Below are 25,429 nucleotides of genomic sequence, written 5' to 3'. Positions count from 1 at the left end.
CTACACCTGCGAGTCCGGGAACGCGATCACCGACAGGAACCGGATGGGCAGCTCCACCAGGTCCACCGGGCCGTGCGCACCCTCGCCGTCGATCTGCAGTGAATCCCCGGCATGCAGCCGGTACACCGACCGGCTGTGGCTGTAGTCCATCACCCCTTCGAGCATGTAGATGAACTCGGTGCCGGGATGCTGGAACAGCGGGTAGGTCTGGCTCTTCTCGGTCAGCGTGACGTGCAGGCACTCGAGACGCTTGTGCTCGCCGCGCAGTGAGCTCAGCAGTTGGTATTCGTGACCCTGCTTGGTGCCGTTGCGCACGATTTCCGCACCGGTGCCGGCCTTGACGAAGGCGGCCGGGCGCTCGACATCGGCACCGCGGAACAAGCTGGTCACCGGCACGTCGAGGCCGCGGGCCAGCAGCGCCAGGGTGGACAGGCTGCACGAGGTCTGCGCGTTCTCGATCTTGGACATCATCGCCTTGGAGATGCCGACCCGGGCCGCCATCTCGGCGACGGTGAGCCCGTGCTGCTGGCGCAGTTGGCGCACGTTGCGGCCGATCGCGGCCTCGAATTCCAGTTCCTCGACCGGCTCGTGCGGGTCCCGCTCGCGAGCCGTTCCGGACTGGTTGCGCAGCAGCGGAACGTCACTCACGGCCGGCCCCCCTGTCGTCTAACGCATCTCCCCGGCACCCACGTACGGATACGGGCTTTTGAGCAGTGTGCCACCGGCGAACCGGGAGAGCGCAAAGTCGGTCTCCGGAATGCGCGCGTCGGCACTGCGGCCGTCGGTCACCAGGTCGGCGACCAGCCGTCCGACCGCGGGGGCGATCTTGAAGCCGTGCCCGCTGAACCCGGCCGCCACGACCAATCCGTCCAGCCCGCCCGCGGAGATCACCGGGTTCCAGTCCGGGGTGACGTCGTAGCAGCCCGCGTAACTGCCGGTGATCCTCGCGTCGGTCAGCCCCGGGAACCGCGTACCGACCTTGTCCACCGTCATCTCCACGAACGCGTCGGTGGCCCGGTTCAGGTAGTCGTCGGGGTCGGCCTCTTCGCAGTGCGCGAGGTCGCTGTTGCCGAACAGGATCTCCCCGCCCAGTTCCGGGCGCACATATTGCAGCGAGACCAGATCGGAGAACACCGGCACCGGCCCGAGATCCATTCCGGGGGAGATCGTGACGATCTGCTCGCGCACCACGCGGATCGGCACGTCGACGCCGTAGCGGGCCAGGAACGCACGTGTCCACGCGCCGGTGGCGACCACGACGGTCCCGGCCGAGACCTCGGTGCCGTCGGCCAGCCGGATGCCGGTGACGCGATCACCGTCGGTGAGCAGATCGGTGACGTTGGCGCCCTGCCGGATTCGCACCCCGGCGGCACGCGCCGACACCGCGAACGCCTGTGCGGTCTGGTAGGCGTCCCCGTATCCACCGCGCGCCTCCCAACCGAACGCCGCGAACGGGCTCAGATCGGCGGTCGGCCACATCTTGGCGACCTCGTCGACACCGATCTCCTCGGTCTGCACCCCGACGGCGCGTTGCGCAGCAAGGCTTTTGCGCATCGACTCGACGTTGGGGGCGCCGACACCGACGACATAGCCGGTCTGCCGGAAGCCGATATCGGTGGCGTGATCACCCATGAACTGCTGAGGCTTCTCGAACACCTCCAGGCTGGACGCCGCCATCGCGGCCAGTGAGCTGACCCCGTAATGGCACCGCACGATGCCGCTGGACTTTCCGGTCATCCCCGAGCCGACGGTATTGCGCTCGGCGACAAAAACATCGGTGACACCGCGTTGACTCAATGCCCAGGCCGCCGCGGCACCCTCCAGGCCGCCACCGACGATGGCGACGTCCGCGGTCTCGTTCACAATCCGGCCCCGGGGCCCCGGCCAGGAATCCACTCAGTGCCGGCCAACGGCACCCGGGCCATGGCGGCCGCTTCGATGGTGACCGCGACCAGGTCCTCGGGCTCCAGATGGGTGACGTGGGCCTTGCCGCAGGCCCGGGCGATGGTCTGGGCCTCCATGGTGAGCACACGCAGATAGTTGGCCAGCCGGCGCCCACCCTCGACGGGGTCGAAGCGGGCGGCCAGTTCCGGGTCCTGGGTGCTGATCCCGGCGGGGTCACGCCCGTCCTGGAAATCGTCGTAGAAACCGGCTGCGCTGCCCAGCTTTTGGTACTCGGCCTCATAGCGGGGGTGATTGTCGCCGAGCGCGATCAGCGCCGCGGTGCCGATCGCGACGGCGTCGGCGCCCAGGGCGAGCGCCTTGGCCACATCGGCACCGTTGCGGATACCGCCGCTGACAATGAGTTGGACTTTTCTATGGACGTCGAGCTCCTGCAACGCCTGCACGGCCTGCGGCACCGCGGCCAGGGTGGGGATGCCGACGTGTTCGATGAACACGTCCTGGGTGGCGGCGGTGCCGCCCTGCATCCCGTCGACCACCACGACGTCGGCACCGGCGTGCACCGCGAGTTTCACGTCGTAGTAGGTGCGGGTGGCGCCGACCTTGACGTAGATCGGCTTTTCCCAGTCGGTGATCTCACGCAGCTCGTTGATCTTGATGGTCAGGTCATCGGGTCCGGTCCAGTCCGGGTGCCGGCAGGCGCTGCGCTGGTCGATGCCCTCGGGCAGGGTGCGCATCCCGGCGACGCGTGGGGAGATCTTCTGTCCCAGCAGCATTCCGCCGCCACCGGGCTTGGCGCCCTGTCCGAGCACGATCTCGATGGCGTCCGCCTTGCGCAGGTCGTCGGGGTTCATCCCGTAGCGCGACGGAAGATACTGGTAGACAAGGTGCTTGCTCTGGCCGCGTTCCTCGGGGGTCATGCCGCCGTCACCGGTGGTGGTCGAGGTGCCCGCCTCGCTCGCGCCGCGGCCCAGGGCCTCCTTGGCGGGCCCGGACAGCGCGCCGAAGCTCATCCCCGCGATCGTGACCGGAATATCCAGGTGCAGCGGATGTTTGGCGTGCCGGTCACCGAGCACCACATCGGTGCCGCAGCGCTCGCGGTAGCCCTCCAGCGGATACCGCGACATCGACGCGCCCAGGAACAGCAGATCGTCGAAGTGCGGCAGCGGCCGCTTGGCGCCCCAGCCGCGGATGTCGTATATGCCGGTCTCGGCGGCGCGCTGGATGGCGGCGATGGTGGGCCGGTCGAACGTGGCGGATTCGCGCAGGCCCAGCCGGGCCCGGTCATCGGTAGCAGACATTTCAGTAGCTCGCAGAGTTGTCGACGTGGAAGTGGTACAGGTTGCGGGCCGAGCCGTAGCGGGTGTACTCCGCGGTCTCATCGGTGAACCCGGCAGCGGCGAGAAGTTCGGCCAGCTCGGCGTGATGTTCGGGCCGCATCTCCTTCTTGACGCAGTCCGCGCCCAGCGAGGCGACCGCGCCACGCACGTAGATGCGAGCCTCGTAGATCGAGTCACCCAGTGCCTCACCGGCGTTGCCCCGCACCACCAGTCGCCCGGCCTGGGCCATGAATGCGCTCATGTGGCCGATATCGCCGCCCACCACGATGTCGACACCCTTCATGGAGATCCCGCAGCGCGCGGCCGCGTCTCCCTGAATGACCAGCAGGCCGCCGTGCGCGGTGGCCCCAGCGGATTGAGAGGCGTTGCCGTTGACCCGCACGGTGCCGCTCATCATGTTCTCGGCGACGCCGGTTCCGGCGTTGCCGTTGATGACGATCTCGGCGTGCTGGTTCATGCCGGCCGCGTAGTAGCCGACGTGACCGTTGACAGTGACGCGCACCGATGCGTTCACGCCGACCGCGACGTTGTGCGCGCCGTCGGGATGGTCGATGACGTATTCGCCGGTGATGCCGGTCTTGTGCAGCGCCGAGTTGACCTCGCGCAGGGGCGTTGTGGCCAAGTCGTATTGGACTAGCGGGTCCATGCGTACACCACCTCCGGTTCGGGTTCCCAGATCTTGGCCGATTCGACACCGGGCAACTCGGAGAGCGCGCGGTACTCGCTGGCCATGGCCACCCAGTCGGCGGTCTCGGCGATGACGGCCGGCTTGCAGGCGATGGCGTCGCGCACCACGGCGAACGAATCGTGGTTGGAGACCAGCAGGGTGTAGAAACCGTCGAAGGTGGCGCAGAGTTCCTTCAGCGCGGTTTCCACATCACGGCCGGCGGCCAGCTGCTGCGCGACGAACCGCGCACCCACCTCCGTGTCGTTCTCGCTGTCGAAGACCACCCCGGCCCGGCGCAGGTCGCGGCGGATGGTGGCGTGGTTGGCGAAGGACCCGTTGTGCACAAGGCACTGTTGCGGGCCGACGGTATAGGGATGGCAGCCCGACGGTGTCACCGCCGATTCGGTGGCCATCCGGGTGTGCCCGACGCCCTGCCATCCCTGAGCCTTGGCCAGGCCCCATGCGTCGGTCAGCGCCCGCGGATGCCCGACCCCCTTGAGCACCGCCAGGTCGGCGCCGAAACCGGCGATCAGCGCCTCCGGATAGGACAGCCGCACCCGTTCCAACAATTCCTCGGAGGACACGTCGGACGACAGCAGGTAGCTCGAATCCACCTGCACCACATCGACATCGGTTCCGAGATCCGGCACCACCTCGATATCGGTCACCGACACGCAACCCCGTCCCGGCGGCGACCACAGCGGGTCCCCGTAGACCGCAACCCCGGCAGAATCAGCCCCCCGGTCCGACATCTCACCGAGCATCCCGCTGAGCAGTTCCCCCAGCCGGGGATAGAGCTCAGGTGTGCGCAGGTGCAAACCCACGATCCCGCACATAGCGTTCCTTTCTAGAAGGCTGTCAGGTACTGGTCGACTTCCCACGGCGTGACGGTGCCGTGGTAGGCGAAGAACTCCTCGCGTTTGATGCCGGCGAAGTAGGTGGCCACACCGTCGCCGGCGGCGTCGAGCACCCCGGCCACCACCGGATCGGCGTCCAACTCATCGACCGCATGCAGCAGCGTGGGCGGCAGATTCGCGGGGCCTTGGGCGCCGACCGCGCCGGGGTCCAGGCTGCGTTTGATCCCGTCCAACCCGGCGCCCAGCGCGGCGGCGATTGCCAGATACGGGTTGGCCGATCCGTCCCCGCCGCGGAGCTCGATCCGCTGGTTGTCCGGAACCCGGATGTAGTGGGTGCGATCATTGCCGCCGTAGCTGGGCTTGCGGGGCGCCCAGGATGCGCCCGACGCCGTGGTGGTGGCACCGGTTCGCTTGTAGGAGTTGACGGTCGGGGCGATGACGGACTGCAGCGCGCAGGCATGCTCGAGGATCCCGGCGATGAAGGCGTACGCGGTGTCGGACAGTCCCAGGCCGCGGTCATCGGTGTCGGCGGGAAAGACCGGGTTGCCGGCGCTGGTGAGCGAGAGGTGGAAGTGCAGTCCGCTGCCGGTGCGGTCGGCGAACGGCTTGGGCATGAAGGTGGCCACCATGTCGCGTTCGGCGGCGATCATCGACAGCAGGTAGCGCAGCGTGATCACCCGGTCGGCGGTCACCAGTGCCTCGTCGAACTGAAAGTTCTGCTCGAACTGCCCGTTGCCGTCCTCGTGGTCGTTGGCGTAGTTGGACCAGCCCAACGTGTTCATCGCCGTGGAGATCGCGGTGAGGTGCTCATACATCCGGGTGACGCCGCGGGCGTCATAGCAGGGTTGGGCGGCGGTGTCAGCCGCATCGGCGGTGACCAGGGCGCCATCTTCGTTGCGGCGCAACAGGAAATACTCCACCTCGGCGCCGACCCACGGTTCGAAGCCGGCATCGGCGGCCTGGGCCACGAGGTTCTTGAGAATGACCCGCGGGGCGTACGGCCACGGCTTGCCCTCTACGTGCGGGTCGCAGTGCACCAGCGCCAGACCCTCTTTGATGAACGGGATGGGGGTGAACGAGGCCGGATCCGGCACGGCGATCAGGTCGGGGTCCTTGGGCTCCTGGCCCATGGCGCCCACTGCGTAGCCGGCGAAGCCGACGCCTTCGGTGGCCAGCTGGTCGACGGCTTCGACGGGAACCAGCTTGGCGCAGGGCTTTCCGCGCAGGTCGACGAACAGCGCGAGGATGAAACGGGTGCTGGACTTCTCGGCGAGGGTGGCGAGATCGGTGGTCATGGTTACCAGAACTTTCGTCATCTTGTTATGACTCGTCTCTTTGTAAGAAACAGAGTATCACTGTATGAAACTCGTGCAAGCCGAGGAAACCCCGGCGACCGATGGTCACCGGGGAATCATCGGTGGATCAGGAGTATTCGAGCTCGTACGCCGAATCGCGATGGAACTTGGCGTCGATACCCTTCTCTTCCTCATCCGGGGAGATGCGGATGCCCATCGTCTTCTTGATGGCGAAGGCGATCGCGAAGGCGATGACGAACGAATACGCCATCACCGCGCCGGCCGCCACGGCTTGCTTCCAGAGCAGGTCGATACCGCCCCCGTAGAGCAGGCCGTTGACGCCGTTGGGCATGCCCTCGCTGGCGAAGAAGCCGATCAGCAGGGTGCCCACGACGCCACCCACCAGGTGCACGCCGACCACATCCAGTGAGTCGTCGTAACCGAATTTGTCCTTGACGCCGACCGCGTACACGCAGATCGCCCCGGCGATACCACCGACGAAGATGGCGCCGATCGGCGTGACCGCGCCACAGGCCGGGGTGATGGCGACCAGGCCGGTGATGGCGCCGGAGGCCGCGCCGACGCCGGTGACGTGACCGGTCTTGATCTTCTCCACCGCCAGCCAGGCCAGGACCGCCGCGCAGGTCGCCACGAATGTGGTGACCATGACGATCGCGGCTGAATTGCCGGCCGCCAGTGCCGATCCGCCGTTGAAGGCGTACCAGCCGGCCCAGAGCATGCCCGCGCCCAGCAGCGTCAGCGGCACATTGTGCGGCTTGCGCAGCTGACCGAACATCGCGGACTTGCCGAGCACGATGGCCACCGCCAGAGCGGCCGCGCCCGCATTGATGTGCACCGCGGTCCCGCCGGCGAAGTCGACGGCGCCCAGCGTGTTGGCGATCCAGCCACCCACCGAGTTCTCGGTGACCACACCGTCGAACGCGAACACCCAGTGCGCGACCGGGAAGTAGACCAGCACCGCCCACACGGCCGCGAACACCATCCACGCGCCGAACTTCATCCGATCGGCGACCGCACCGGAGATCAGAGCGACGGTGATCACCGCGAACAACGCCTGGAACAGCGCGAACAGGCTGATCGGTAGGCCGTCGATGGTGGTCATCGGTTCGAGTAGGTCTGTCATACCGGCGAATTCGGTGATGTCGCCGACGAAGCCGCCCATCGAGGTCCCGAACACCATCGAGAAGCCGAAGAGCACCCAGAGCAGGCCGACGATCGCGACCGCGCCGAACGTCATCATCATCATGTTGGTCGAACTCTTGACCGAGACCATGCCGCCGTAGAAGAGCGCCAGGCCGGGAATCATCAGCGTGAGGCCGATGATGCAACAGAGTATGAAGGCCGTAGTACCTGTATCCATCAACGTCTCCTGAGGTGCGCGGCCCGAGCGGGCCGACCACTGGCAGTAACCTCCGTTTCTGTTACGTGGACGGCATCGTTGCGTTGCGGGCGGGTAAACGGTTTCACCGCAAGTCGAGCGCCTGGAAGGTGGAGCAGTAAAAGGCCGTGCATCGACCCCTTATCCTTGTCAGGACATCCCCGGCTGGTTGAGAGGTTTACAGTGGCGCTCGTCGTGCAGAAATACGGCGGATCATCGGTGGCAGACGCCGATCGGATCCGGCGCGTCGCCGAGCGCATCGTGGAGACCAAGAAGGCTGGCAACGACGTCGTCGTGGTCGTCTCGGCGATGGGCGACACCACCGACAACCTGCTGGATCTCGCTCGCCAGGTCTCCCCGGCGCCGCCCGCCCGTGAGATGGACATGCTGCTCACCGCCGGTGAGCGCATCTCCAACGCGCTCGTGGCGATGGCCATCGAGTCCCTCGGCGCGCAGGCCCGGTCCTTCACCGGATCGCAGGCCGGCGTGATCACCACCGGCACCCACGGCAACGCCAAGATCATCGACGTCACGCCGACCCGCCTGCGCGAGGCACTCGACGAGGGTCTGATCGTGCTGGTCGCCGGGTTCCAGGGCGTCAGCCAGGACAGCAAGGACGTCACCACGCTGGGCCGCGGCGGCTCGGACACCACCGCGGTCGCGCTCGCCGCCGCGCTCGACGCCGATGTCTGCGAGATCTACACCGACGTGGACGGCATCTTCACCGCCGACCCCCGCATCGTGCCCAACGCCAAGCACCTCGACAGCGTCTCCTTCGAGGAGATGCTGGAGATGGCGGCGTGCGGCGCCAAGGTGCTGATGCTGCGCTGCGTGGAATACGCCCGTCGGTACAACGTTCCGATACACGTCCGTTCGTCGTACTCGGACAAGCCAGGCACCATCGTCAAAGGATCGATCGAGGACATTCCCATGGAAGACGCCATCCTGACCGGAGTTGCACACGATCGCAGCGAGGCAAAGGTCACCGTCGTCGGCGTTCCCGACGTACCCGGATATGCCGCCAAGGTGTTCCGCGCGGTCGCCGATGCCGATGTGAACATCGACATGGTGCTGCAGAACATCAGCAAGATCGAGGACGGCAAGACCGACATCACCTTCACCTGCTCGCGGGAGAACGGCCCGTCCGCGGTCCAGAAGCTGGCCTCGCTGCAGGGTGAGATCGGTTTCACCCAGGTGCTTTACGACGATCACATCGGCAAGGTGTCGCTGGTCGGCGCCGGGATGCGCAGCCACCCGGGCGTCACCGCCACGTTCTGCGAGACGCTGGCCGACGCGGGCATCAACATCGACCTGATCTCCACCTCGGAGATCCGGATCTCGGTGCTGATCAAGGACACCGAACTCGACACCGCCGTCGCCGTGCTGCACGAGGCCTTCGGCCTCGGTGGTGATGAGGAAGCCGTCGTCTACGCGGGAAGCGGGATCTAGAGATGGTTTCCATCGGTGTGGTCGGCGCGACCGGTCAGGTCGGCCAGGTGATGCGCGCGCTGCTCGAGGAGCGCAACTTCCCGGCGAGTTCGGTGCGGTTCTTCGCCTCGGCGCGTTCCGAGGGTAAGAAGCTGACCTTCCGCGGCCAGGAGATCGAGGTCGAGAACAGCGAAACCGCCGACCCGTCCGGGCTCGACATCGCGTTGTTCTCCGCCGGCGCGACCATGTCGCGGGTGCAGGCGCCGCGGTTCGCCGCGGCCGGCGCCGTCGTCGTCGACAACTCCTCGGCGTGGCGCAAGGACCCCGAGGTGCCGCTGATCGTCAGCGAGGTCAACTTCGACCGGGACGCGGCGAATCGGCCGAAGGGCATCATCGCCAACCCGAACTGCACCACCATGGCCGCGATGCCGGTGCTCAAGCCGCTGCACGACGAGGCCGGCCTGACCCGGCTGATCGTGTCGAGCTACCAGGCCGTCTCCGGCAGTGGGCTGGCCGGGGTGGAAGAACTCGCGTCACAGGCGCGGGCGGTGATCGACGGGGTCGAGCAACTGGTGCATGACGGTTCGGCGCTGAACTACCCGGCCCCGGTGAAGTACGTCGCGCCGATCGCGTTCAACGTGGTGCCGCTGGCCGGTGCGCTCGTCGACGACGGCTCCGGAGAGACCGACGAAGACCAGAAGCTGCGCAACGAGAGTCGCAAGATCCTCGGCATCCCGGAGTTGCTGGTGTCGGGCACCTGCGTGCGGGTACCGGTGTTCACCGGGCACTCGCTGTCGATCAATGCCGAATTCGCCCGACCGCTTTCGCCTGCGCGGGCTCAGGAGCTGCTGGCCGACGCGCCGGGTGTGACGCTGGTGGACGTGCCGACGCCGCTGGCCGCCGCCGGAGCCGACGACTCGCTGGTCGGTCGGATCCGCCAGGATCCGGGCGCGCCAGAAGGTCGCGGCCTTGCGCTGTTCGTGTCCGGTGACAACCTGCGAAAAGGTGCCGCGCTGAACACCATTCAGATTGCCGAGTTGCTCGCAGCCCAGCTCTGATCCACGCCGAAACTGCATTCCAGAAGGAAAAGTGCGAGCAACCACCTTCCGGAACGCAGTCTCGGCAGCGATGGTGGCGGTGGTGGCGCTTGCCCCGTCCGCCTATGCGGACCTGAAGCTCTTGCCGGGCCAGGTCATCATGCTCGGTCCGGTGGCCGGAACAGGCACTGCGACAGGAGATTACGGGATCGGCGCGACCGATCTGTGTGAGTTCATGGAATTCCCCAGCCGGCTGCTGCAGGTGTGTGGTGACAGTTTCGCGGGGCAGGGCGTCGGCTACGGCGGCTGGTACTCGCCGATCGCGCTGCACGTGGACCCCGACTCGATCAACGCCCCGGCGGGTATCCGCATCACCGGGGTGACCGGTACCTCGACACGGCTGCTGGCCGACCCCACGCCCGCCGGCGCATCGCAGCTACCGGCGGGCATCGTGTCGATCAACCGCGAGAACTACATGCTGGTCACGACGACGCAAAACCTCCGCCCGTCGAGCTCGCGTCTGGTGAAAGCCGATGCCGCGAAGGGTGATTGGCCCACGATCATGGGATCGCAGCGCCCGGCAGATTTTGCCGGCGGTGGACAGTCCCAGATCAGCGGTTACTACGACCCCATCCCGACCTCGGATTCCGAACGTGGCTGGGTCTACATCGTGGCCGACAATTTCGACCGCAGTGCACCGGCGACGCTGTATCGGGTGGCGCCGCAGAACTTCACCGATCGCGGCGCCTGGCAGGGCTGGTCGGCGGTCGAGGGGTGGGGCAAGGCTCCGACCCCGCTGTGGCCCGATCGGGTGGGCGAGCTGAGTGTGCGCCAGATCGACGGCAAGACGGTGTTGTCCTACTTCAACGCCGCCACCGGCAACATGGAGGTCCGAGTAGCGGCGGACCCGACCCAGCTCGGCTCCGCGCCGGTGACGACGGTGGTGGTCGGCTCGCCCTGGCCCGATCGGCCCGAGGACCTGCCCGCGCCTCAGGACAACCGGCTGGCCCAGCCGTACGGCGGCTACATCTCACCGGCCTCGACGCTGGCCGAATTGCGGGTCTTCGTCAGCCAGTGGAACACCACACCCCGCGGTGGCACCCCCTACCGGGTGATCCAGTACGCGGTGTATCCGTTTCATAGCTGATTCACATGCTCTAACCAGCCGCCACATTGCCGCTCGTCGGCATCATGAATCCATGAGCGAAGAACCCGACAACTCGACCAGCACCACGGCGCCCGTGGCTGCAGCCGCAGCACCCCCGCCGCCGCCCGCGGTGGTGGTCCCGACCGAGGAGCACCCTCGACGTAACCGGGTCACCCAGGTGGCCGCCTGGGTGGGCATCGTCGCCGGCGTCACCTTCGTCGTCGCGGTGATCTTTTTCTCCGGCTTCATCCTGGGCAAGAGCTCCGACGGTGGCGGGCACCATCGCGGCGGGCCGGACCGCGAGAGCGGGATGTTCCACCGTGGCGGGCCGCCGATGGGACCGCCGCACATCTTCTTCCCTGGCGGACCGGGCGGACCCGGTGGACCGGGCGCCCAGGGTGGCCCCGGGTTCGGACCGGGATTCCAGGGCCCACAGCAGGGTCAGGGCGCGGGGCCCGGCAACGCTCCGGCCACGCCGCCGCGCCCCTGAAACATTAAGAGGACCCTCGCGGGCGAGTGAGGAATCATCCGTAACTCTTGGCACTCTGACCTCATCCGTGAGAGTGTCGCTAACCATGACACGCCGACCGCTGCGCATTGCCGCGTTTGTCGCGGCCCTCGTGGTATTGGCGGGTCTGCCGGGCTGCAGCCTGCGCGGGGCCGCTCCCGACGTCGCCGCCTCGACGGTATTCGCCGTCGGGGACTGCGTGGAAATCGACGCGGACGCGGCCCCGACGCCGGATCCGGTGCAGGCCAGCGAGGTGTCCTGCACCCAGGATCCGAGCTACACCGTCGGCGCCACCGCCGACGCCGCCGGTGACTGCCCCACCACCGAGTACCAGCACCTTCCGACCGACTACGCCGAACCGTCGACCGCCCGGCTGTGCCTGGTGCCCAACCTGGTGGCCAACCAGTGCTACCTGATGGAGATGCCGATCGGGCTGGTCGAGAAGGCCTCCTGCGATGACCGCGACGACGGCGTGCTGGTGCAGGTCACCCAGCGCCTGGACGTCCGGGATCAATCCGCGTGCCCGGCGATCGCCGGTTCCTACGCATGGCCATATCCCGCGCCGGCCCGGACGTACTGCACGCAGACGCTTTTCTGACTTTGGCATGATCGAGCCATGCGGCTGACTGCACTGGCCGCCGGTGTGGGAGTGGCTCTGGCCCTCGCCGCTCCGGCCTCGGCCCGACCGTCCGATCCCGGCGTCGTCAGTTACGCGGTCCTGCCGAAGGGCTCGGTCAGCAACATCGTCGGCGCACCGCTGGCCTGGGAAGCCGAGTTCGGCAACCCGGGCCAGGCGTTCTACGTCGACAACCCGGCCTGCAACAACTGGGCCGACATCGGTCTCCCCGACGTGTACGCCGATCCGGATCTGGCGTCGTTCAACGGCGCCGTCGCGCAGACCTCCGCAACGGATGCGACCCGCCTGGTCAAGCAGTCGGTCGGTGTCTTCGCCACCGACGACGCGGCCACCCGCGCGTACCACCGCGTCACCGACCGCACCACCGGATGCGCCGGCCAGACCACCACGATGCACCTGGACAACTTCGTCAACCAGGTGTGGACCTTCTCCGGCGGTACCGCGACGCCGACCGACGCGGTCTGGGTGAAACAGGAAGGCGGCACCGACCGCCGGTGTTTCATCCAGACCCGGTTGCGGGAAAACGTTCTGCTGCAGGCGAAAGTCTGTCAGCCCGGCAACGGTGGGCCCGCGGTCAACGTGCTGGCCGGGGCCATGCAGAACACCCTCGGGCAATAACGGCGAACAAAACCCTTGGGAATATGTCAGACCTGTCTGGAAGATTGAAATAACACGGGCTCATCGGGTTGAGGGCTCCCAGCGTCCAGGTCCTGGGGAGGAGTGGTTCGGATGACCACCGCTGCCGCGCGGGACATGGAGTGCGCGTCCGGGCGGGCTGCCGCCGCGATCGCGGCGAACTGTCTGCACGACGGGCCGATCGGCAAGGTTGGTCTGGAGATCGAGGCGCACTGCTTCGACATCACCGATCCCCTGCGTCGGCCCGGCTGGGATGAGCTCAGCGACGTCATCGCGACGGTGCCCACGTTGCCCGGCGGCAGTGCCATCACCGTCGAACCGGGCGGCGCCGTGGAACTGTCGGGCCCACCGGCCGACGGCGCCACCGACGCGATCATCGCCATGACCGCCGACCGCACGGTCCTCACGCACCATTTCGCCGCGCACGGCCTGGGCCTGGTGTTGCTCGGTGCCGATCCGCTGCGGCCCGCGCAGCGCATCAACCCCGGCGCCCGTTATCGGGCGATGGAGAGCTTCTTCACCGCAACGGGTACCCCCGCGGCCGGCGCGGCCATGATGACCTCGACCGCCTCGGTTCAGATCAACATCGAGGCCGGCCCGCGGGCGGGCTGGGCGGACCGGGTCCGGCTGGCGCACGCGCTGGGCCCGACCATGATCGCGTTGTCGGCGAACTCGCCCCTGCTGGGCGGACACTTCACCGGATGGCGCAGCTCCCGCCAACGCGTCTGGGGGCAGCTGGACTCGGCACGGTGCGGCCCGGTGCTGGGCGACAGCGGTGACGATCCCTCCGCCGACTGGGCGCGTTATGCACTGCACGCCCCGGTGATGCTGGTCCGCACGCCCGACGCGGTGCCGATGACCGAGTTCGTCTCCTACGCCGACTGGGCCGACGGCCGTATCCCGTTGGACGCCCGCCTTCCCGGCGACGAGGATCTCGAGTATCACCTGACCACGCTCTTCCCTCCGGTGCGGCCGCGGCGCTGGTTGGAAATCCGGTACCTCGACAGCGTGCCCGACTCCATCTGGCCGGCCGTGGTGTTCACCCTGGTCACGTTGTTGGACAATCCCGCAGCCGCTGAGATCGCCACCAGTGCCACCGAATCGGTCTCCGGTGAATGGGATCTGGCCGCACGGGCCGGCCTCGCGGACCCGGGCCTGCGGGCCGCGGCGGTGACATGTGTGGCCGCCGCCGCCGAGCATGCCCCGGCTGAACTGGCCGATGCGATGGCCCGGCTGCTCGCCGGCGTCGAGGCCGGCCGCTGCCCGGGCGATGACTTCTCCGATCTCGTTGTCGAACATGGGATACCGACGGCTCTGACCCAACTGGCGAGGAACGACTCGTGACATCACCGCAAGCGCTGGCCACCGAATTGACCCGGGCCCGGGAGCGCACCCTGGCCCTGGTCGACTTCGACGACGCCGAACTGCATCGCCAGTACGACCCGCTGATGAGCCCGTTGGTGTGGGACCTCGCCCATATCGGGCAGCAGGAGGAGTTCTGGCTGCTGCGCGATGGCGACCCCAACGCCCCTGGCATCCTGGCCCCCGAGGTCGACTCGCTCTATGACGCATTCGTGCATTCCCGCGCCAGCCGCGTCGACCTTCCGTTGCTCCCGCCCGCCGACGCGCGCACCTATTGCCGCACCGTCCGCGACCGCGCCCTCGACGTGCTGGACCGCACCGACGGTGACGAGTCGTTGTTCCGCTTCGGGTTGGTCGTCTCCCACGAGAACCAGCACGACGAGACCATGCTGCAGGCGCTCAACCTGCGCGCGGGCCCCGCACTGCTGAGCACGGGCGCGGCGCTGCCCCGCGGCCGCGCCGGTGTGGCCGGAACCTCGGTGCTCATCCCCGGGGGCCCGTTCACCCTGGGCGTCAACGCATCCGAGGAGCCGTACTCGCTGGACAACGAACGTCCCGGCCATGTGGTGCACGTCGAGCCGTTCCGGATCGGGCGGGTACCGGTCACCAACGCGCAATGGCGCGAGTTCGTCGACGACGGCGGCTACCGGACCCCGCAGTGGTGGTCCGAGCGCGGGTGGGCGCATCGCGAGCAGGCCGGTCTGAGCGCGCCCGCATTCTGGAACGCCGACGGCAGCCGCACCCGGTTCGGCCACCGCGAGACCATTCCGGGTGACGAACCGGTGCAGCACATCACCTACTTCGAGGCCGAGGCGTTCGCGGCGTGGTCGGGTGCCCGGTTGCCGACCGAGATCGAGTGGGAGAAGGCCTGCGCGTGGGACCCGGTGGCCGGTGCGCGCCGCCGATTCCCTTGGGGTGACGCACAACCCACATCCGAGCTGGCCAATCTCGGCGGCGATGCGCTGCGCCCGGCACCGGTGGGCGCCTACCCGGCGGGCGCGTCGGCCTACGGGGTGGAGCAGATGCTCGGCGAGGTGTGGGAGTGGACCACCTCGCCCCTGCGACCCTGGCCCGGGTTCACCCCGATGATCTACGACCAATACACGGTCCCTTTCTTCGAGGGACCTACGTCGACTGGCGCCTACCGGGTCCTGCGCGGCGGGTCCTGGGCGGTGGCTGCGGGCATCCTGCGGCCCAGCTTCCGCAACTGGGACCATCCGATCCGCCGGCAGATCTTCTCCGGTGTCCGCCTGGCCTGGGACGCCTGATGTGTCGCCACCTGGGCTGGCTCGGTGCACCGGTGCCGGTGTCCACGTTGGTGCTCGATCCGCCGAGTGGTCTGCTGGTGCAGTCATATTCGCCGCGTCGGCAAAAGCACGGCACCATCAATGCCGACGGTTGGGGCGTCGGGTTCTTCGATCGTGGTGTGCGGCGCTGGCGCAGCGACAAGCCGCTGTGGGGGGACGCATCGTTTGCGTCGGTGGCTCCCGCACTACGCAGTGACTGCTTCGTCGCCGCGGTGCGTTCGGCGACGGTCGGCATGCCCATCGAGCCCTCGGCCTCGGCGCCGTTCAGCGACGGCACCTGGCTGCTCTCGCACAACGGGATCGTCGACCGCGCCGTCCTTCCGGCCCCGACGACGGCCGAATCCACCGTCGACAGTGCGGTACTGGCCGCGCACATCTTCGAGCGCGGCATGGGCGCGCTCGGGGATACCGTCGCCCGCATCGGCACCCGAGACCCGGGTGCCCGTCTGAACATTCTGGCCGCCAACGGTTCCAGCCTGCTCGCCACCACCTGGGGAGACACCCTGTTCTGTCTGCAGCGCGATGACGGCATCGTGCTGGCCAGCGAACCCTACGACGACGACCCGTCCTGGCGTGATATCCCCGACCGGCACCTCGTCGAGGTGACCGGCACGAACCTCACGCTTACTCCCCTGGAAGGATCCTCATGACCACCGGCACGGCCTCGGACCTGTCCAAAGCTCTGCGTCGCGACGTTCGGCACGGACTGGCGCAATCACCGAAAACCCTGCCGCCCAAATGGTTCTACGACGCGAAGGGCAGTGATCTCTTCGATCAGATCACCCGGCTGCCCGAGTACTATCCCACCCGCACCGAGGCCTCGATCCTGCGGGACCGGGCAGCCGATATCGCAGAGGCCTCGGGTGCCGACACTCTGGTCGAGTTGGGCAGCGGCACATCGGAGAAGACACGGCTGCTGCTCGATGCCCTGCGGGACAGCGGTGCGCTGAAGCGCTTCATCCCGTTCGACGTCGACCCCAGCGTGCTGCGCGATGCCGCCCGTGCGCTGCATGTCGAATACCCCGACATCGAGATCGAGGTGGTGTGCGGCGATTTCGAGCGGGACCTGGGCACCGTGCCCAAGGTCGGCCGGCGGATGGTGGTCTTCCTCGGGTCCACGATCGGGAATCTCACTCCCGAACCCCGCGCCGAATTCCTTGCCGCGGTCGCCGACACCATGGAGCCCGGCGATTCGCTGCTGCTGGGCACCGACCTGGTCAAGGATGTCGGCCGGCTGGTGCGCGCCTATGACGACAGTGCCGGTGTCACGGCGGCGTTCAACCGCAATGTGCTGACCGTGGTGAACCGCGAACTCGACGCCGACTTCGACCTGGACGCCTTCGATCATGTCGCGCGGTGGAACCCCGATGAGGAGCGCATCGAGATGTGGCTGAGGTCGACCGCCGATCAACGGGTCCGCATCGCGCAGCTCGATCTCACCGTCGAGTTTGCGGCCGGCGAGGAGATGCTGACCGAGGTGTCCTGCAAATTCCGTCCCGAGGGTGTGGAAGCCGAATTGGCCGCCGCCGGGCTGCGCCGCACCCACTGGTGGTCCGACGGCGCCGGCGATTTCGGTCTCTCGCTGGCGGTGAAATGAGCCTCGCCGACACATGGCGGGCGGCCCGGGTGCCGGTGGCGGGCCTGCATCTGGACAGCGCGGCGTGCTCGCGGCAGAGCAATGCGGTGATCGATGCGGCAGCCACCCACGCCCGGCACGAGGCCGAGGTCGGTGGCTACGTCGCGGGCGAGGCCGCGGTGCCGGTGCTGGACGCCGGACGGGCCGCGGTGCGCGCCCTGGCCGGGATGCCCGATGCCGAGGTCATCTTCACCACCGGCTCCAATCACGCGCTGGATCTGTTGTTGAGCAGCTGGACCGGACCGCGCACCGTGGCATGCCCGCCCGGAGAGTACGGTCCGAACCTGGTCATCATGGCGGCCAATGGGTTCGAGGTGCGCCCCCTGCCCGTCGACGAGCTGGGCCGGCTGCGGGTCGACGAGGCCGCCGCGGTGTTGGAGGCCGATCCGCCGGCGCTGGTGCATCTGACCGTGCTCGGCAGCCACCGCGGGGTGGCGCAGCCGCTGGCCGAGTTGGCGCCGGTCTGCCGGTCGTTGGGTCTGCTCCTGGTGGTCGACGCGGCCCAAGGGCTCGGGCACGTGGACTGCGCGGTGGGCGCCGACGTGCTGTATTCGTCCTCACGCAAGTGGGTGGCCGGCCCGCGCGGTGTCGGCACGCTGGCGGTGCGGCCCGAGTTGTACGGCCGGTTGACGCCGCGATGGGCGCCGATGGAGTTGCACGAGGCAAATATCGGCTCGCGCCTTGGTTTTTCGCTGGCATTGGGGGAGCACCTTGCCACGGGCCCGGAGCTGGTGCGGGCCCGGCTGGCCGAGGTCGGCCGGCTCACCCGGACGGTGCTCGCCGACATCCCCGGGTGGGAGGTGGTCGAACCTGTGGACGAGCCGACCGCGATCACGACGCTGCGGCCCACCAATGGTGCCCAGCCGACACCGGTGCGCGCCAAGCTGATCGCCGAACACCGGATCGTCACCACGGCGTGCGAGGTGGCGCGGGCTCCCAGCGAGATGGCCGGGCCGGTGCTGCGGGTGTCTCCGCATGTGGACGTCGAGGCCGCGGATCTGGAGCTTTTTGCCGAGGCGCTCGTCGCCGTCACCTGAAGGTCAGTGGTTGTGCTGTCCGATACCGCGCCAGTACCCCGGGTGTCGCCTCGGCCTCATAGCGGGCGGATTCCCCGACCGACCACGACGGCGGCACATCCTGACCGGACAGCACCCATGCCGCCTGACGGGCCGCGCCGAGTGCGACGTACTCCGCCGGTGTCGGCACATGCACCTCGGTGTCAAAGATGGCGGGTGCGATGCGCCGCACGGCCTGCGATCGCGCGCCACCACCGACCAGGTTGATGCGCCCGACGTCGATGCCCTGTTCGGTGATCTTGTCGATGCAGTAGGCCATGGAGCTGAGCAGCCCCTCCACTGCGGCACGGGCGATGTTGGTGGAGTTCAGGTTTCGTGTCGTCATCCCCTGCAGTGCACCAGCTGCCGCTGGCAGGTTCGGCGACCGTTCCCCGTCGAAGTAGGGAACCAGCACCAGGCCTTCGGCCCCCACCGGCGCCGACAAGGCGAGCCGGTCGAATTCGTCGAAATCCACACCCAGCATCGCGGCGACCGCGGCCAGCACCGGTGCTCCGTTGAGGGTGCACACCAGCGGAAGGTGACGTCCGGTCGCATCGGCAAAGCCCGCCACGATGCCCTCCGGGTCGTGCGGGGCCGCCGATCCGACCGCGCTCACCACTCCCGAGGTCCCCAGCGACACGACACAGTCGCCGGCTCCGGCGCCCAGCCCCAGCGCGGCGGCGGCGTTGTCCCCGGCGCCGGCTCCCAGGAGAATGCCCTGCGGTGTCTCACCCGCCGGGTCGTGGGGTCCGAGCACCTTCGGCACCATCGGCCGCCGGCCTCTGAAGGCAAGCTCGAGCAGATCGGTCTGATAGCTGTCGCTGTCGGCCGAGTAGTAGCCGGTGCCGCTCGCATCGCTGCGGTCGGTACGCAGGTCCGCGATATCGGAGCAGCCGCCCAGCCGCCAGGTCAGCCAGTCGTGGGGAAGACAGACCGCCGCGGTCGCGTCGGCGTGATGGGGTTCGTGATCGGCCAGCCAGCGCAGCTTGGTGGCGGTGATCGACGCGACCGGCACGACGCCGACGCGCGCGGCCCACCGCGCGGCACCGCCCAGTTCACCGACAAGTTGTTCGGCGGCCGCACCGGAGCGAGTGTCGTTCCACAGCAGTACATCTCGTATGACCCGGCCGGTCGAGTCCAGGCACACCATTCCGTGTTGCTGGCCTCCCACCGCAATCGCCGACACGTCGTCGACTCCGCCCGCCATGGCGAGTGTGCGCTGCAGCGCCCGCCACCACAGCTCCGGGTCGACCTCGGTTCCGGCGGGGTGTGGCGATGACGCCGAACGCACGATGCTGCCGGTCTCGGCGTCGCAGATCACGACCTTGCAGGACTGGGTGGATGAGTCGATTCCCGCCACGAGTGTCACGCTCAGAACCTCCCGGGATCGGTGAGTACGGGTGCGAATGCCAACTCGGCCGCGCCGATCACCAACGTATCGGCGCCGAGGGTTGCGGGTACCACGCGGACCAGTTCGCGTGGGGCCCGCATGCTGCGGCGCGCCAATTCGGTACGCAGCACCGCCGCCGCGCAGGCGGGAAAGACCCGCAGGAATCCGCCGAGGACGATCAACCGGGGATTCAACATGTTGATGGCATTGCCGAGAGTGATGGCCAGCGCGCGTGCCTGGCGATCGAGCACATCGCGCTCCGCGGAGCTGGGGCGGGGCTCGGTGTCGCCGGGTGCGCCGTCGAGCTCGGCGAGCAGGCGGGCCAACGGCGGCTGGGTCACTTCGGTCTCCAGACAGCCGACACTGCCGCAGTGGCATTTTTCGCGCCCACCGACGTAGGTATGGCCCAGTTCGCCCGCGTAGCCCGCCACACCTTCGAGGAGTCCGCCGGCAACGATGACACCTGCCCCTATACCGCTGGGCCCGCCGTTGACATAGATCAGATGATCGGCATCGATGTGGTTGCCGAACAGGTGCTCGGCAATCGCGCCGACGTTGGCGTCGTTGGCCGCATAGACCGGCAATTCTGTTGCTGTGCTGAGCAGCTGGCCGATCTCGACATCATGCCAGTCGAGATTGGGCGCCAGTTGCACCGCCGATTCGCGACCGTGCACGAGCCCGGGCACCGCGACGCCGACCGCCGTCAGCACCTGACCGTCGTGTAGGCCGGCGCGGATCCGGCCGACCGCCTCGGCGGTGATGGCCACGGTGTCCGCCGCGGTCGGTATGCGCTCGGTCGGGTAGCGCACCATGTCGAGCACCGCACCCCCCATCGCCACGACCCCGACGGTCACAGCATCGACCTCCGGGCTGACGGTCACCGCGAGGGCCCGATTACCCGGGCGCACAATGGGGCTGGGCCGTCCCACCTGCGATACCGACGGCGCCGGTGTCTCGTCGACCAGGCCTCGCGTCACCAACTCCTCGACCAGATCCTTGGTGGTCGACCGGGACAGTCCGGTGTGGCGGGTCAACTCGGCGCGACTGAGCGCTCGGTGGCGGTGCACCAGGGTGAGAACGCTGGACAGATTTCGTCGCCGGACGTCGTCGGTACTCGTTCCCACCCGGACGGCTCGCTGGGCTTCCGATCCGGTCACCGACACATCAACCCCTCACTTTCAGCCTTGACAGTGTCCCAGGCCACATCTTATGTTCGCACAGAGAACAAATACAGGTTTCATCGCACCGACTCGCACCGACAGGTGCCATGATCCCCGAGGAGGACCCCATGACCGTCCTGGAGGCCGGCGCCCCGGCAGCGGAGGGTTTGATACCGAGCCCTTCCGACAAGTTCTCGTTCGGACTGTGGACCGTCGGCTGGCCGGGCGTCGACCCGTTCGGCGTCGCCACCCGGCCCGCGGTCGACGTCGTCGAGGTCGTCGAGCGACTGGCCGCGTTGGGGGCGTACGGACTGACCCTGCACGACGACGACCTGTTCGCGTTCGGCAGCTCCGATACCGAGCGACGGCGGATGATCGACAGATTGACCTCCGCGCTGAGCACCCACGGTCTGGTCGTGCCGATGGTCACCACCAACCTGTTCACACAGCCGGTGTTCAAGGACGGCGGGTTCACCAGCAACGACCGCGGCGTGCGCCGCTTCGCCCTGCGCAAGGTCCTGCGCAATATCGATCTGGCCGCCGAACTCGGTGCCGAGACCTTCGTGATGTGGGGTGGTAGGGAAGGTAGCGAGTACGACTCGGCCAAGGACGTCCAGGCCGCCCTGGAACGCTACCGCGAGGCGCTGGACATGTTGTGCCAGTACGTGATCGACCAGGGCAGTGGACTTCGGTTCGCGATCGAGCCCAAACCCAACGAACCGCGCGGTGACATCTTGCTACCCACGGTGGGGCATGCACTGGCGTTCATCGAGACCCTTGCCCATCCGGAGATGGTCGGCGTCAACCCCGAGACCGGCCACGAGCAGATGGCCGGGCTGAACTTCGTGCACGGCATCGCCCAAGCCCTCTACAGCGGCAAGCTGTTTCACATCGACCTGAACGGTCAGCGCGGCATCAAGTTCGACCAGGACCTGGTGTTCGGCCATGGTGATCTCGCCAACGCCTTCGCGTTGGTCGATCTGCTCGAACACGGCGGCCCCGGCGGCGGCCCGGCCTATGACGGACCGCGGCATTTCGACTACAAGCCCAGCCGAACCGAGGATGCCGACGGTGTGTGGGCGTCGGCGGCGGCCAACATGCGGATGTACCTGCTGCTGCGCCAGCGCGCCGCGGCGTTCCGCGCCGACCCGGCCGTGCAGGCGGCGATGGCGGCGGCCAAAGTGCCCGAGCTACGCGAACCCACCTTGGGCGCCGGCGAGACCTATGCCGAGCTACTGGCCGACCCGACCGCCTACGAACAGTTCGACACCGGTGCCTACTTCGGCGGAAAGGGTTGCGGTTTCGTGGCCCTCAACCAGTTGGCGATCGAGCATCTGATGGGCGCACGATGAGGCCCGCGCGCACCCAGATCCCGCAATGCCGCCCACAAAGTGATCTGGATCACGGAATATGTGACGACGGACAACAAATCCACGCCCCATTGGAGGGATCTTCGTGAAACGAATCAGCACCCTGCTCCTCGCGACCGTCGTCGGCGTCGGCCTGACGCTGACGGCCTGCGGATCGGATTCGGGTTCGGAGTCGACGAGCTCGGGGGCAGGCAAGGTCGGGGTGATCCTGCCTGACACCAAGTCGTCGGTTCGCTGGGAGACCAAGGACCGCCCCGCGCTGGAAGCCGCGTTCAAAGCGGCAGGGGTGGACTACACCATCCAGAACGCGGAAGGATCCGCCGACACGATGGCCACGATCGCCGACGGCATGATCGCCGATGGCGTCACCGTGCTGGCGATCGTGAACCTCGACTCCGACAGCGGCGCGTCGATTCAGCAGAAGGCCGCCACCCAGGGCGTCAAGACCATTGACTACGACCGCCTGACCCTGGGCGGTTCCGCCGACATCTACGTATCGTTCGACAACACCACGGTCGGTGAGCTCCAGGGGCAGGGGCTGGTCGACTGCCTCGGTGGCAGGCCCGCGAATGTGGTGTTCCTCAACGGTTCTCCGACCGACAACAACGCGACGTTGTTCAGCGCCGGGGCTCATTCGGCGATCGACGTGACGCCGACCATCACCGTCGTCGGTGAGCAAGCAGTGCCCGACTGGGACACCGACGCGGCGGTGACCATCTTCGAGCAGCTCTACACCGCGGCGGACGGACGTGTGGACGGGGTCTACGCGGCCAACGACGGTCTGGCCGGCTCGGTCATCTCGATCCTGGAGAAGAACCGGCGTGCCGGCCAGGTTCCGGTCACCGGCCAGGATGCCACCGTCGAGGGTCTGCAGAACATCCTCGCCGGAACACAGTGCATGACCGTCTACAAGTCGGCGACCGAAGAGGCGAACGCGCTCGCCGAAGTGGCGATCGCGCTGGCCAATGGTGAGGAGCCGAAGGCCACCAGCACGACGCGCGACGATACCGGCGAGCGCGACGTCCCGTCGGTGCTGTTGACGCCGAAGTCGATCACGAAGGACACCGTGGGCGTCGTCTTCGAGGACGGCGGCCAGTCCAGAGACGAGGTGTGCACGGGACAGTTTGCGCCCATGTGCACCGCCGCGGGGGCCTAGCGCCGATGACCCCTCCAGTGCCATCGGTGGAACCGATCCTCGAATTGCAGGGTGTCAACAAGAGTTTCGGTGTTGTCCACGTGCTCCATGACGTCGACTTCTGCATCTACCCCGGCCAGGTGACGGCTCTGGTCGGTGACAATGGCGCCGGAAAGTCGACTCTGGTCAAGGCGATCGCCGGAATCCACCCCATCGACACCGGCACCTACCTTTTCGAGGGCCGGCCGGTGACAGTGCACAGTCCGAACGAGGTTGCGGCACTCGGGGTCGAGGTGGTCTACCAGGATCTGGCGCTGTGCGACAACCTCGACATCGTCGAGAACATGTTCCTGGGGCGGGAACTCACGAGCCGAGGGCTGCTCGACGAGGCCCGCATGGAAACGATGGCCCGCGACGCCCTCACCTCGCTGTCGGTGCGGACGGTCAAATCCGTACGGCAGACGGTGTCGAGTCTGTCCGGGGGCCAGCGCCAGACCGTGGCGATCGCCAAATCGGTGCTGTGGAACTCGAAGGTGGTGCTGCTCGACGAACCGACCGCAGCGCTCGGTGTCGCCCAGACACGGCAGGTGATCGAGCTGGTGCGCCGACTTGCCGGTCAGGGCGTCGGGGTGGTGCTCATCTCGCACAATATGGTCGACGTCTTCGAGGTGGCCGACCGGATCTGCGCGCTGTACCTCGGGCGGGTGGCCGCCGATGTCAAGGCATCCGAGGTCACCCACGGCCAGATCGTCGAACTCATCACCGCCGGACGTTCCGGCGGCCTCGGACTGGCGCCGGCACAGGCCGCCGAGTCGATGTGAGCTCTGACGTGCACGACCGAAACGGAAACTTGAAGGACACCCCGATGGGCACCGAAACAAGCACCGCCACTTCTCGATCCGCTGGCGCACTCGCCGATGCCGACTTCGTCGGTGACATCAGTTCCGATCAGACGTTCGGCGAGGCGGTGCGCGGCTACCTGCAGCGCGTGCGCGGCGGCGACATGGGTTCGCTGCCCGCCATCCTCGGACTGGTCGTGCTGTTCGTGGTGTTCGGATTGGCGAACGACCGGTTCCTGTCGGCACTGAACCTTGCCAACCTGGTCACCCAGGCCGGATCCATCTGTGTGCTGGCGATGGGGCTGGTGTTCGTCCTGCTGCTCGGTGACATCGACCTGTCGGCGGGAGTCGCCGGCGGGGTGGCGGCCTGCGCGATGGGGTTGACCATCGTCAGCCTGAGCTGGCCGTGGTGGGCGGCCATCCTCACCGGAATCGCCTGCGGCGCATTGATCGGCCTCGCCATCGGCGTGCTGCGCGCCAAACTCGGGATTCCATCATTCGTGGTCACGTTGGCATTCTTCCTCGGACTGCAGGGTGTGACCCTGAAACTCATCGGCGAGGGTGGATCGGTCCGAGTCGATGACCCGGTGATCCGCGGACTGACGATCAGCAATCTGCCCGTCGCCGTCGGATGGGCGATTGCGCTGGTGGTGGTCGTCGGTTTCACCGGCCTCGAGGTCTACCAGCACCGGCGTAAGAAGTCCCTGCAGCTGTCGCACGCCCCGCTGGGCGTGGTGATCGCGCGGGTGGTCGCGGTGGCCGCCGTGATCCTCGGTGTCACGTTCGTGCTCAGCGTCAACCGCAGCGTCAACCCCAACGTGGATATCAGCGGCATTCCGTACGTGCTGCCGTTGATCCTGGTACTCCTCATCGCCATGACGCTGGTGCTCAGGCGCACGACGTACGGCAGGCACATCTATGCCGTCGGCGGCAACGCCGAGGCTGCGCGCCGCGCAGGGATCCCCGTGGACCGCATCCGGGTTTCGGTGTTCGTCGTCTGCTCGTCGCTGGCCGCGCTGAGCGGAATCATCGCGGCGTCCTACGCAGGAAAGGTGTCGGCGTCCTCCGGCGCGGGCAACGTGCTCCTGTACGCGGTCGGCGCGGCGGTGATCGGCGGCACCAGTCTTTTCGGCGGTAAAGGCCGGGCCATCGACGCCGTGATCGGTGGCGTGGTGGTCGCCACGATTGCGAACGGACTGGGCCTGCTGAATCAGTCGTCCTATATCAACTTCCTGGTCACAGGTGGGGTGCTGTTGCTCGCGGCCAGCGTGGACGCGATCTCGCGGCGGCGGCGCTCGTCGACCGGGCTCTAATGTGAGCGG

General features: G+C 67.7%; 24 protein-coding genes. 15 read left to right on the top strand and 9 right to left on the bottom strand.

The features are described from left to right. The 7 genes from C6A86_RS26505 to C6A86_RS26475 form a co-directional block, all read right to left on the bottom strand. Positions 1-648, bottom strand: a complete 648-nt coding sequence (locus tag C6A86_RS26505; protein ID WP_067992014.1) for an XRE family transcriptional regulator — start codon at positions 646-648, stop codon at positions 1-3. Between the two features lie 18 nt (positions 649-666). Continuing rightward, on the bottom strand, positions 667-1,863 hold the full coding sequence (locus C6A86_RS26500) for an FAD-binding oxidoreductase (protein WP_105364103.1): 1,197 nt from the start codon (positions 1,861-1,863) through the stop codon (positions 667-669). Next, positions 1,860-3,203 (bottom strand): FMN-binding glutamate synthase family protein, encoded by a 1,344-nt coding sequence (locus C6A86_RS26495; protein ID WP_105364102.1) that lies wholly within the window; start codon positions 3,201-3,203, stop codon positions 1,860-1,862. The genes C6A86_RS26500 and C6A86_RS26495 overlap by 4 nt, the downstream gene beginning before the upstream one ends. 1 nt (position 3,204) lies before the next feature. Continuing rightward, positions 3,205-3,888, bottom strand: coding sequence for a protein glxC (locus C6A86_RS26490; RefSeq protein WP_105364101.1), 684 nt, complete (start codon positions 3,886-3,888; stop codon positions 3,205-3,207). After that, on the bottom strand, positions 3,876-4,745 hold the full coding sequence (locus C6A86_RS26485) for a glutamine amidotransferase (protein WP_105364100.1): 870 nt from the start codon (positions 4,743-4,745) through the stop codon (positions 3,876-3,878). The genes C6A86_RS26490 and C6A86_RS26485 overlap by 13 nt, the downstream gene beginning before the upstream one ends. An 11-nt stretch (positions 4,746-4,756) precedes the next feature. Beyond that, positions 4,757-6,061 (bottom strand): type III glutamate--ammonia ligase, encoded by a 1,305-nt coding sequence (glnT, locus tag C6A86_RS26480; RefSeq protein WP_105364099.1) that lies wholly within the window; start codon positions 6,059-6,061, stop codon positions 4,757-4,759. Positions 6,062-6,188: 127 nt separating this feature from the next. Beyond that, positions 6,189-7,442, bottom strand: a complete 1,254-nt coding sequence (locus tag C6A86_RS26475) for an ammonium transporter (RefSeq protein WP_105364098.1) — start codon at positions 7,440-7,442, stop codon at positions 6,189-6,191. 201 nt (positions 7,443-7,643) lie between these two features. Between C6A86_RS26475 and C6A86_RS26470 the strand changes: the two genes are divergently transcribed. The 11 genes from C6A86_RS26470 to egtE all read left to right on the top strand — a co-directional run bounded on the left by C6A86_RS26470 (position 7,644) and on the right by egtE (position 18,195). Further along, the gene (locus C6A86_RS26470; protein WP_105364097.1) at positions 7,644-8,909 is read left to right on the top strand and encodes an aspartate kinase; all 1,266 of its coding nucleotides are present in this window, start codon (positions 7,644-7,646) and stop codon (positions 8,907-8,909) included. A 2-nt stretch (positions 8,910-8,911) separates the two neighbouring features. Further along, on the top strand, positions 8,912-9,946 hold the full coding sequence (locus tag C6A86_RS26465) for an aspartate-semialdehyde dehydrogenase (protein WP_105364096.1): 1,035 nt from the start codon (positions 8,912-8,914) through the stop codon (positions 9,944-9,946). Between the two features lie 70 nt (positions 9,947-10,016). Then, a complete protein-coding gene (locus tag C6A86_RS26460; protein ID WP_105364095.1) occupies positions 10,017-11,072 on the top strand; it encodes a DUF4185 domain-containing protein in 1,056 nt (351 codons plus the stop codon). Positions 11,073-11,124: 52 nt separating this feature from the next. Further along, positions 11,125-11,562 carry a hypothetical protein gene (locus tag C6A86_RS26455; RefSeq protein WP_158263278.1) on the top strand — a complete coding sequence of 146 codons (438 nt, stop codon included), beginning with the start codon at positions 11,125-11,127 and terminating at the stop codon, positions 11,560-11,562. 85 nt (positions 11,563-11,647) lie between these two features. Then, positions 11,648-12,178: a hypothetical protein gene (locus tag C6A86_RS26450; RefSeq protein ID WP_233213061.1), complete on the top strand. Its 531-nt coding sequence runs from the start codon at positions 11,648-11,650 to the stop codon at positions 12,176-12,178. An 18-nt stretch (positions 12,179-12,196) separates the two neighbouring features. Beyond that, positions 12,197-12,835, top strand: a complete 639-nt coding sequence (locus C6A86_RS26445) for a sensor domain-containing protein (protein WP_105364094.1) — start codon at positions 12,197-12,199, stop codon at positions 12,833-12,835. Between the two features lie 111 nt (positions 12,836-12,946). Then, the gene (egtA, locus tag C6A86_RS26440) at positions 12,947-14,197 is read left to right on the top strand and encodes an ergothioneine biosynthesis glutamate--cysteine ligase EgtA (RefSeq protein ID WP_311100932.1); all 1,251 of its coding nucleotides are present in this window, start codon (positions 12,947-12,949) and stop codon (positions 14,195-14,197) included. Then, positions 14,194-15,483: an ergothioneine biosynthesis protein EgtB gene (gene egtB, locus C6A86_RS26435; RefSeq protein ID WP_105363432.1), complete on the top strand. Its 1,290-nt coding sequence runs from the start codon at positions 14,194-14,196 to the stop codon at positions 15,481-15,483. The genes egtA and egtB overlap by 4 nt, the downstream gene beginning before the upstream one ends. Further along, positions 15,483-16,172, top strand: a complete 690-nt coding sequence (egtC, locus tag C6A86_RS26430; RefSeq protein WP_105363433.1) for an ergothioneine biosynthesis protein EgtC — start codon at positions 15,483-15,485, stop codon at positions 16,170-16,172. Before egtB ends, egtC begins: the two co-directional genes overlap by 1 nt. Further along, positions 16,169-17,119, top strand: coding sequence for an L-histidine N(alpha)-methyltransferase (egtD, locus tag C6A86_RS26425; protein WP_105363434.1), 951 nt, complete (start codon positions 16,169-16,171; stop codon positions 17,117-17,119). Before egtC ends, egtD begins: the two co-directional genes overlap by 4 nt. Next, entirely contained in the window at positions 17,116-18,195 is a 1,080-nt protein-coding gene (egtE, locus tag C6A86_RS26420) for an ergothioneine biosynthesis PLP-dependent enzyme EgtE (RefSeq protein ID WP_105363435.1), read from the top strand. Before egtD ends, egtE begins: the two co-directional genes overlap by 4 nt. On the opposite strand, the gene xylB is transcribed toward egtE, so the two are convergent. Next, a complete protein-coding gene (gene xylB, locus C6A86_RS26415) occupies positions 18,188-19,582 on the bottom strand; it encodes a xylulokinase (RefSeq protein ID WP_105363436.1) in 1,395 nt (464 codons plus the stop codon). The genes egtE and xylB overlap by 8 nt on opposite strands. Before the next feature lie 2 nt (positions 19,583-19,584). Next, positions 19,585-20,760, bottom strand: a complete 1,176-nt coding sequence (locus C6A86_RS26410; protein ID WP_105363446.1) for an ROK family transcriptional regulator — start codon at positions 20,758-20,760, stop codon at positions 19,585-19,587. 131 nt (positions 20,761-20,891) lie between these two features. On the opposite strand from C6A86_RS26410, the gene xylA reads away from it, so the two are divergent. From xylA to C6A86_RS26390, 4 genes are all read left to right on the top strand, one after another. Then, positions 20,892-22,115, top strand: a complete 1,224-nt coding sequence (gene xylA / locus C6A86_RS26405; protein WP_105363447.1) for a xylose isomerase — start codon at positions 20,892-20,894, stop codon at positions 22,113-22,115. A 103-nt stretch (positions 22,116-22,218) separates the two neighbouring features. Then, positions 22,219-23,289 carry a sugar ABC transporter substrate-binding protein gene (locus tag C6A86_RS26400; protein ID WP_105363437.1) on the top strand — a complete coding sequence of 357 codons (1,071 nt, stop codon included), beginning with the start codon at positions 22,219-22,221 and terminating at the stop codon, positions 23,287-23,289. 5 nt (positions 23,290-23,294) lie between these two features. Continuing rightward, positions 23,295-24,089, top strand: coding sequence for an ATP-binding cassette domain-containing protein (locus C6A86_RS26395; protein WP_105363438.1), 795 nt, complete (start codon positions 23,295-23,297; stop codon positions 24,087-24,089). A gap of 44 nt (positions 24,090-24,133) precedes the next feature. Next, the gene (locus tag C6A86_RS26390) at positions 24,134-25,420 is read left to right on the top strand and encodes a sugar ABC transporter permease (RefSeq protein ID WP_105363448.1); all 1,287 of its coding nucleotides are present in this window, start codon (positions 24,134-24,136) and stop codon (positions 25,418-25,420) included. Positions 25,421-25,429: the final 9 nt, after the last annotated feature.

It is taken from the genome of Mycobacterium sp. ITM-2016-00316, assembly GCF_002968335.2.
In the GTDB taxonomy this organism is placed as follows: Bacteria; Actinomycetota; Actinomycetes; order Mycobacteriales; family Mycobacteriaceae; genus Mycobacterium.
This window is presented reverse-complemented; position numbering and strand designations above follow the sequence as displayed.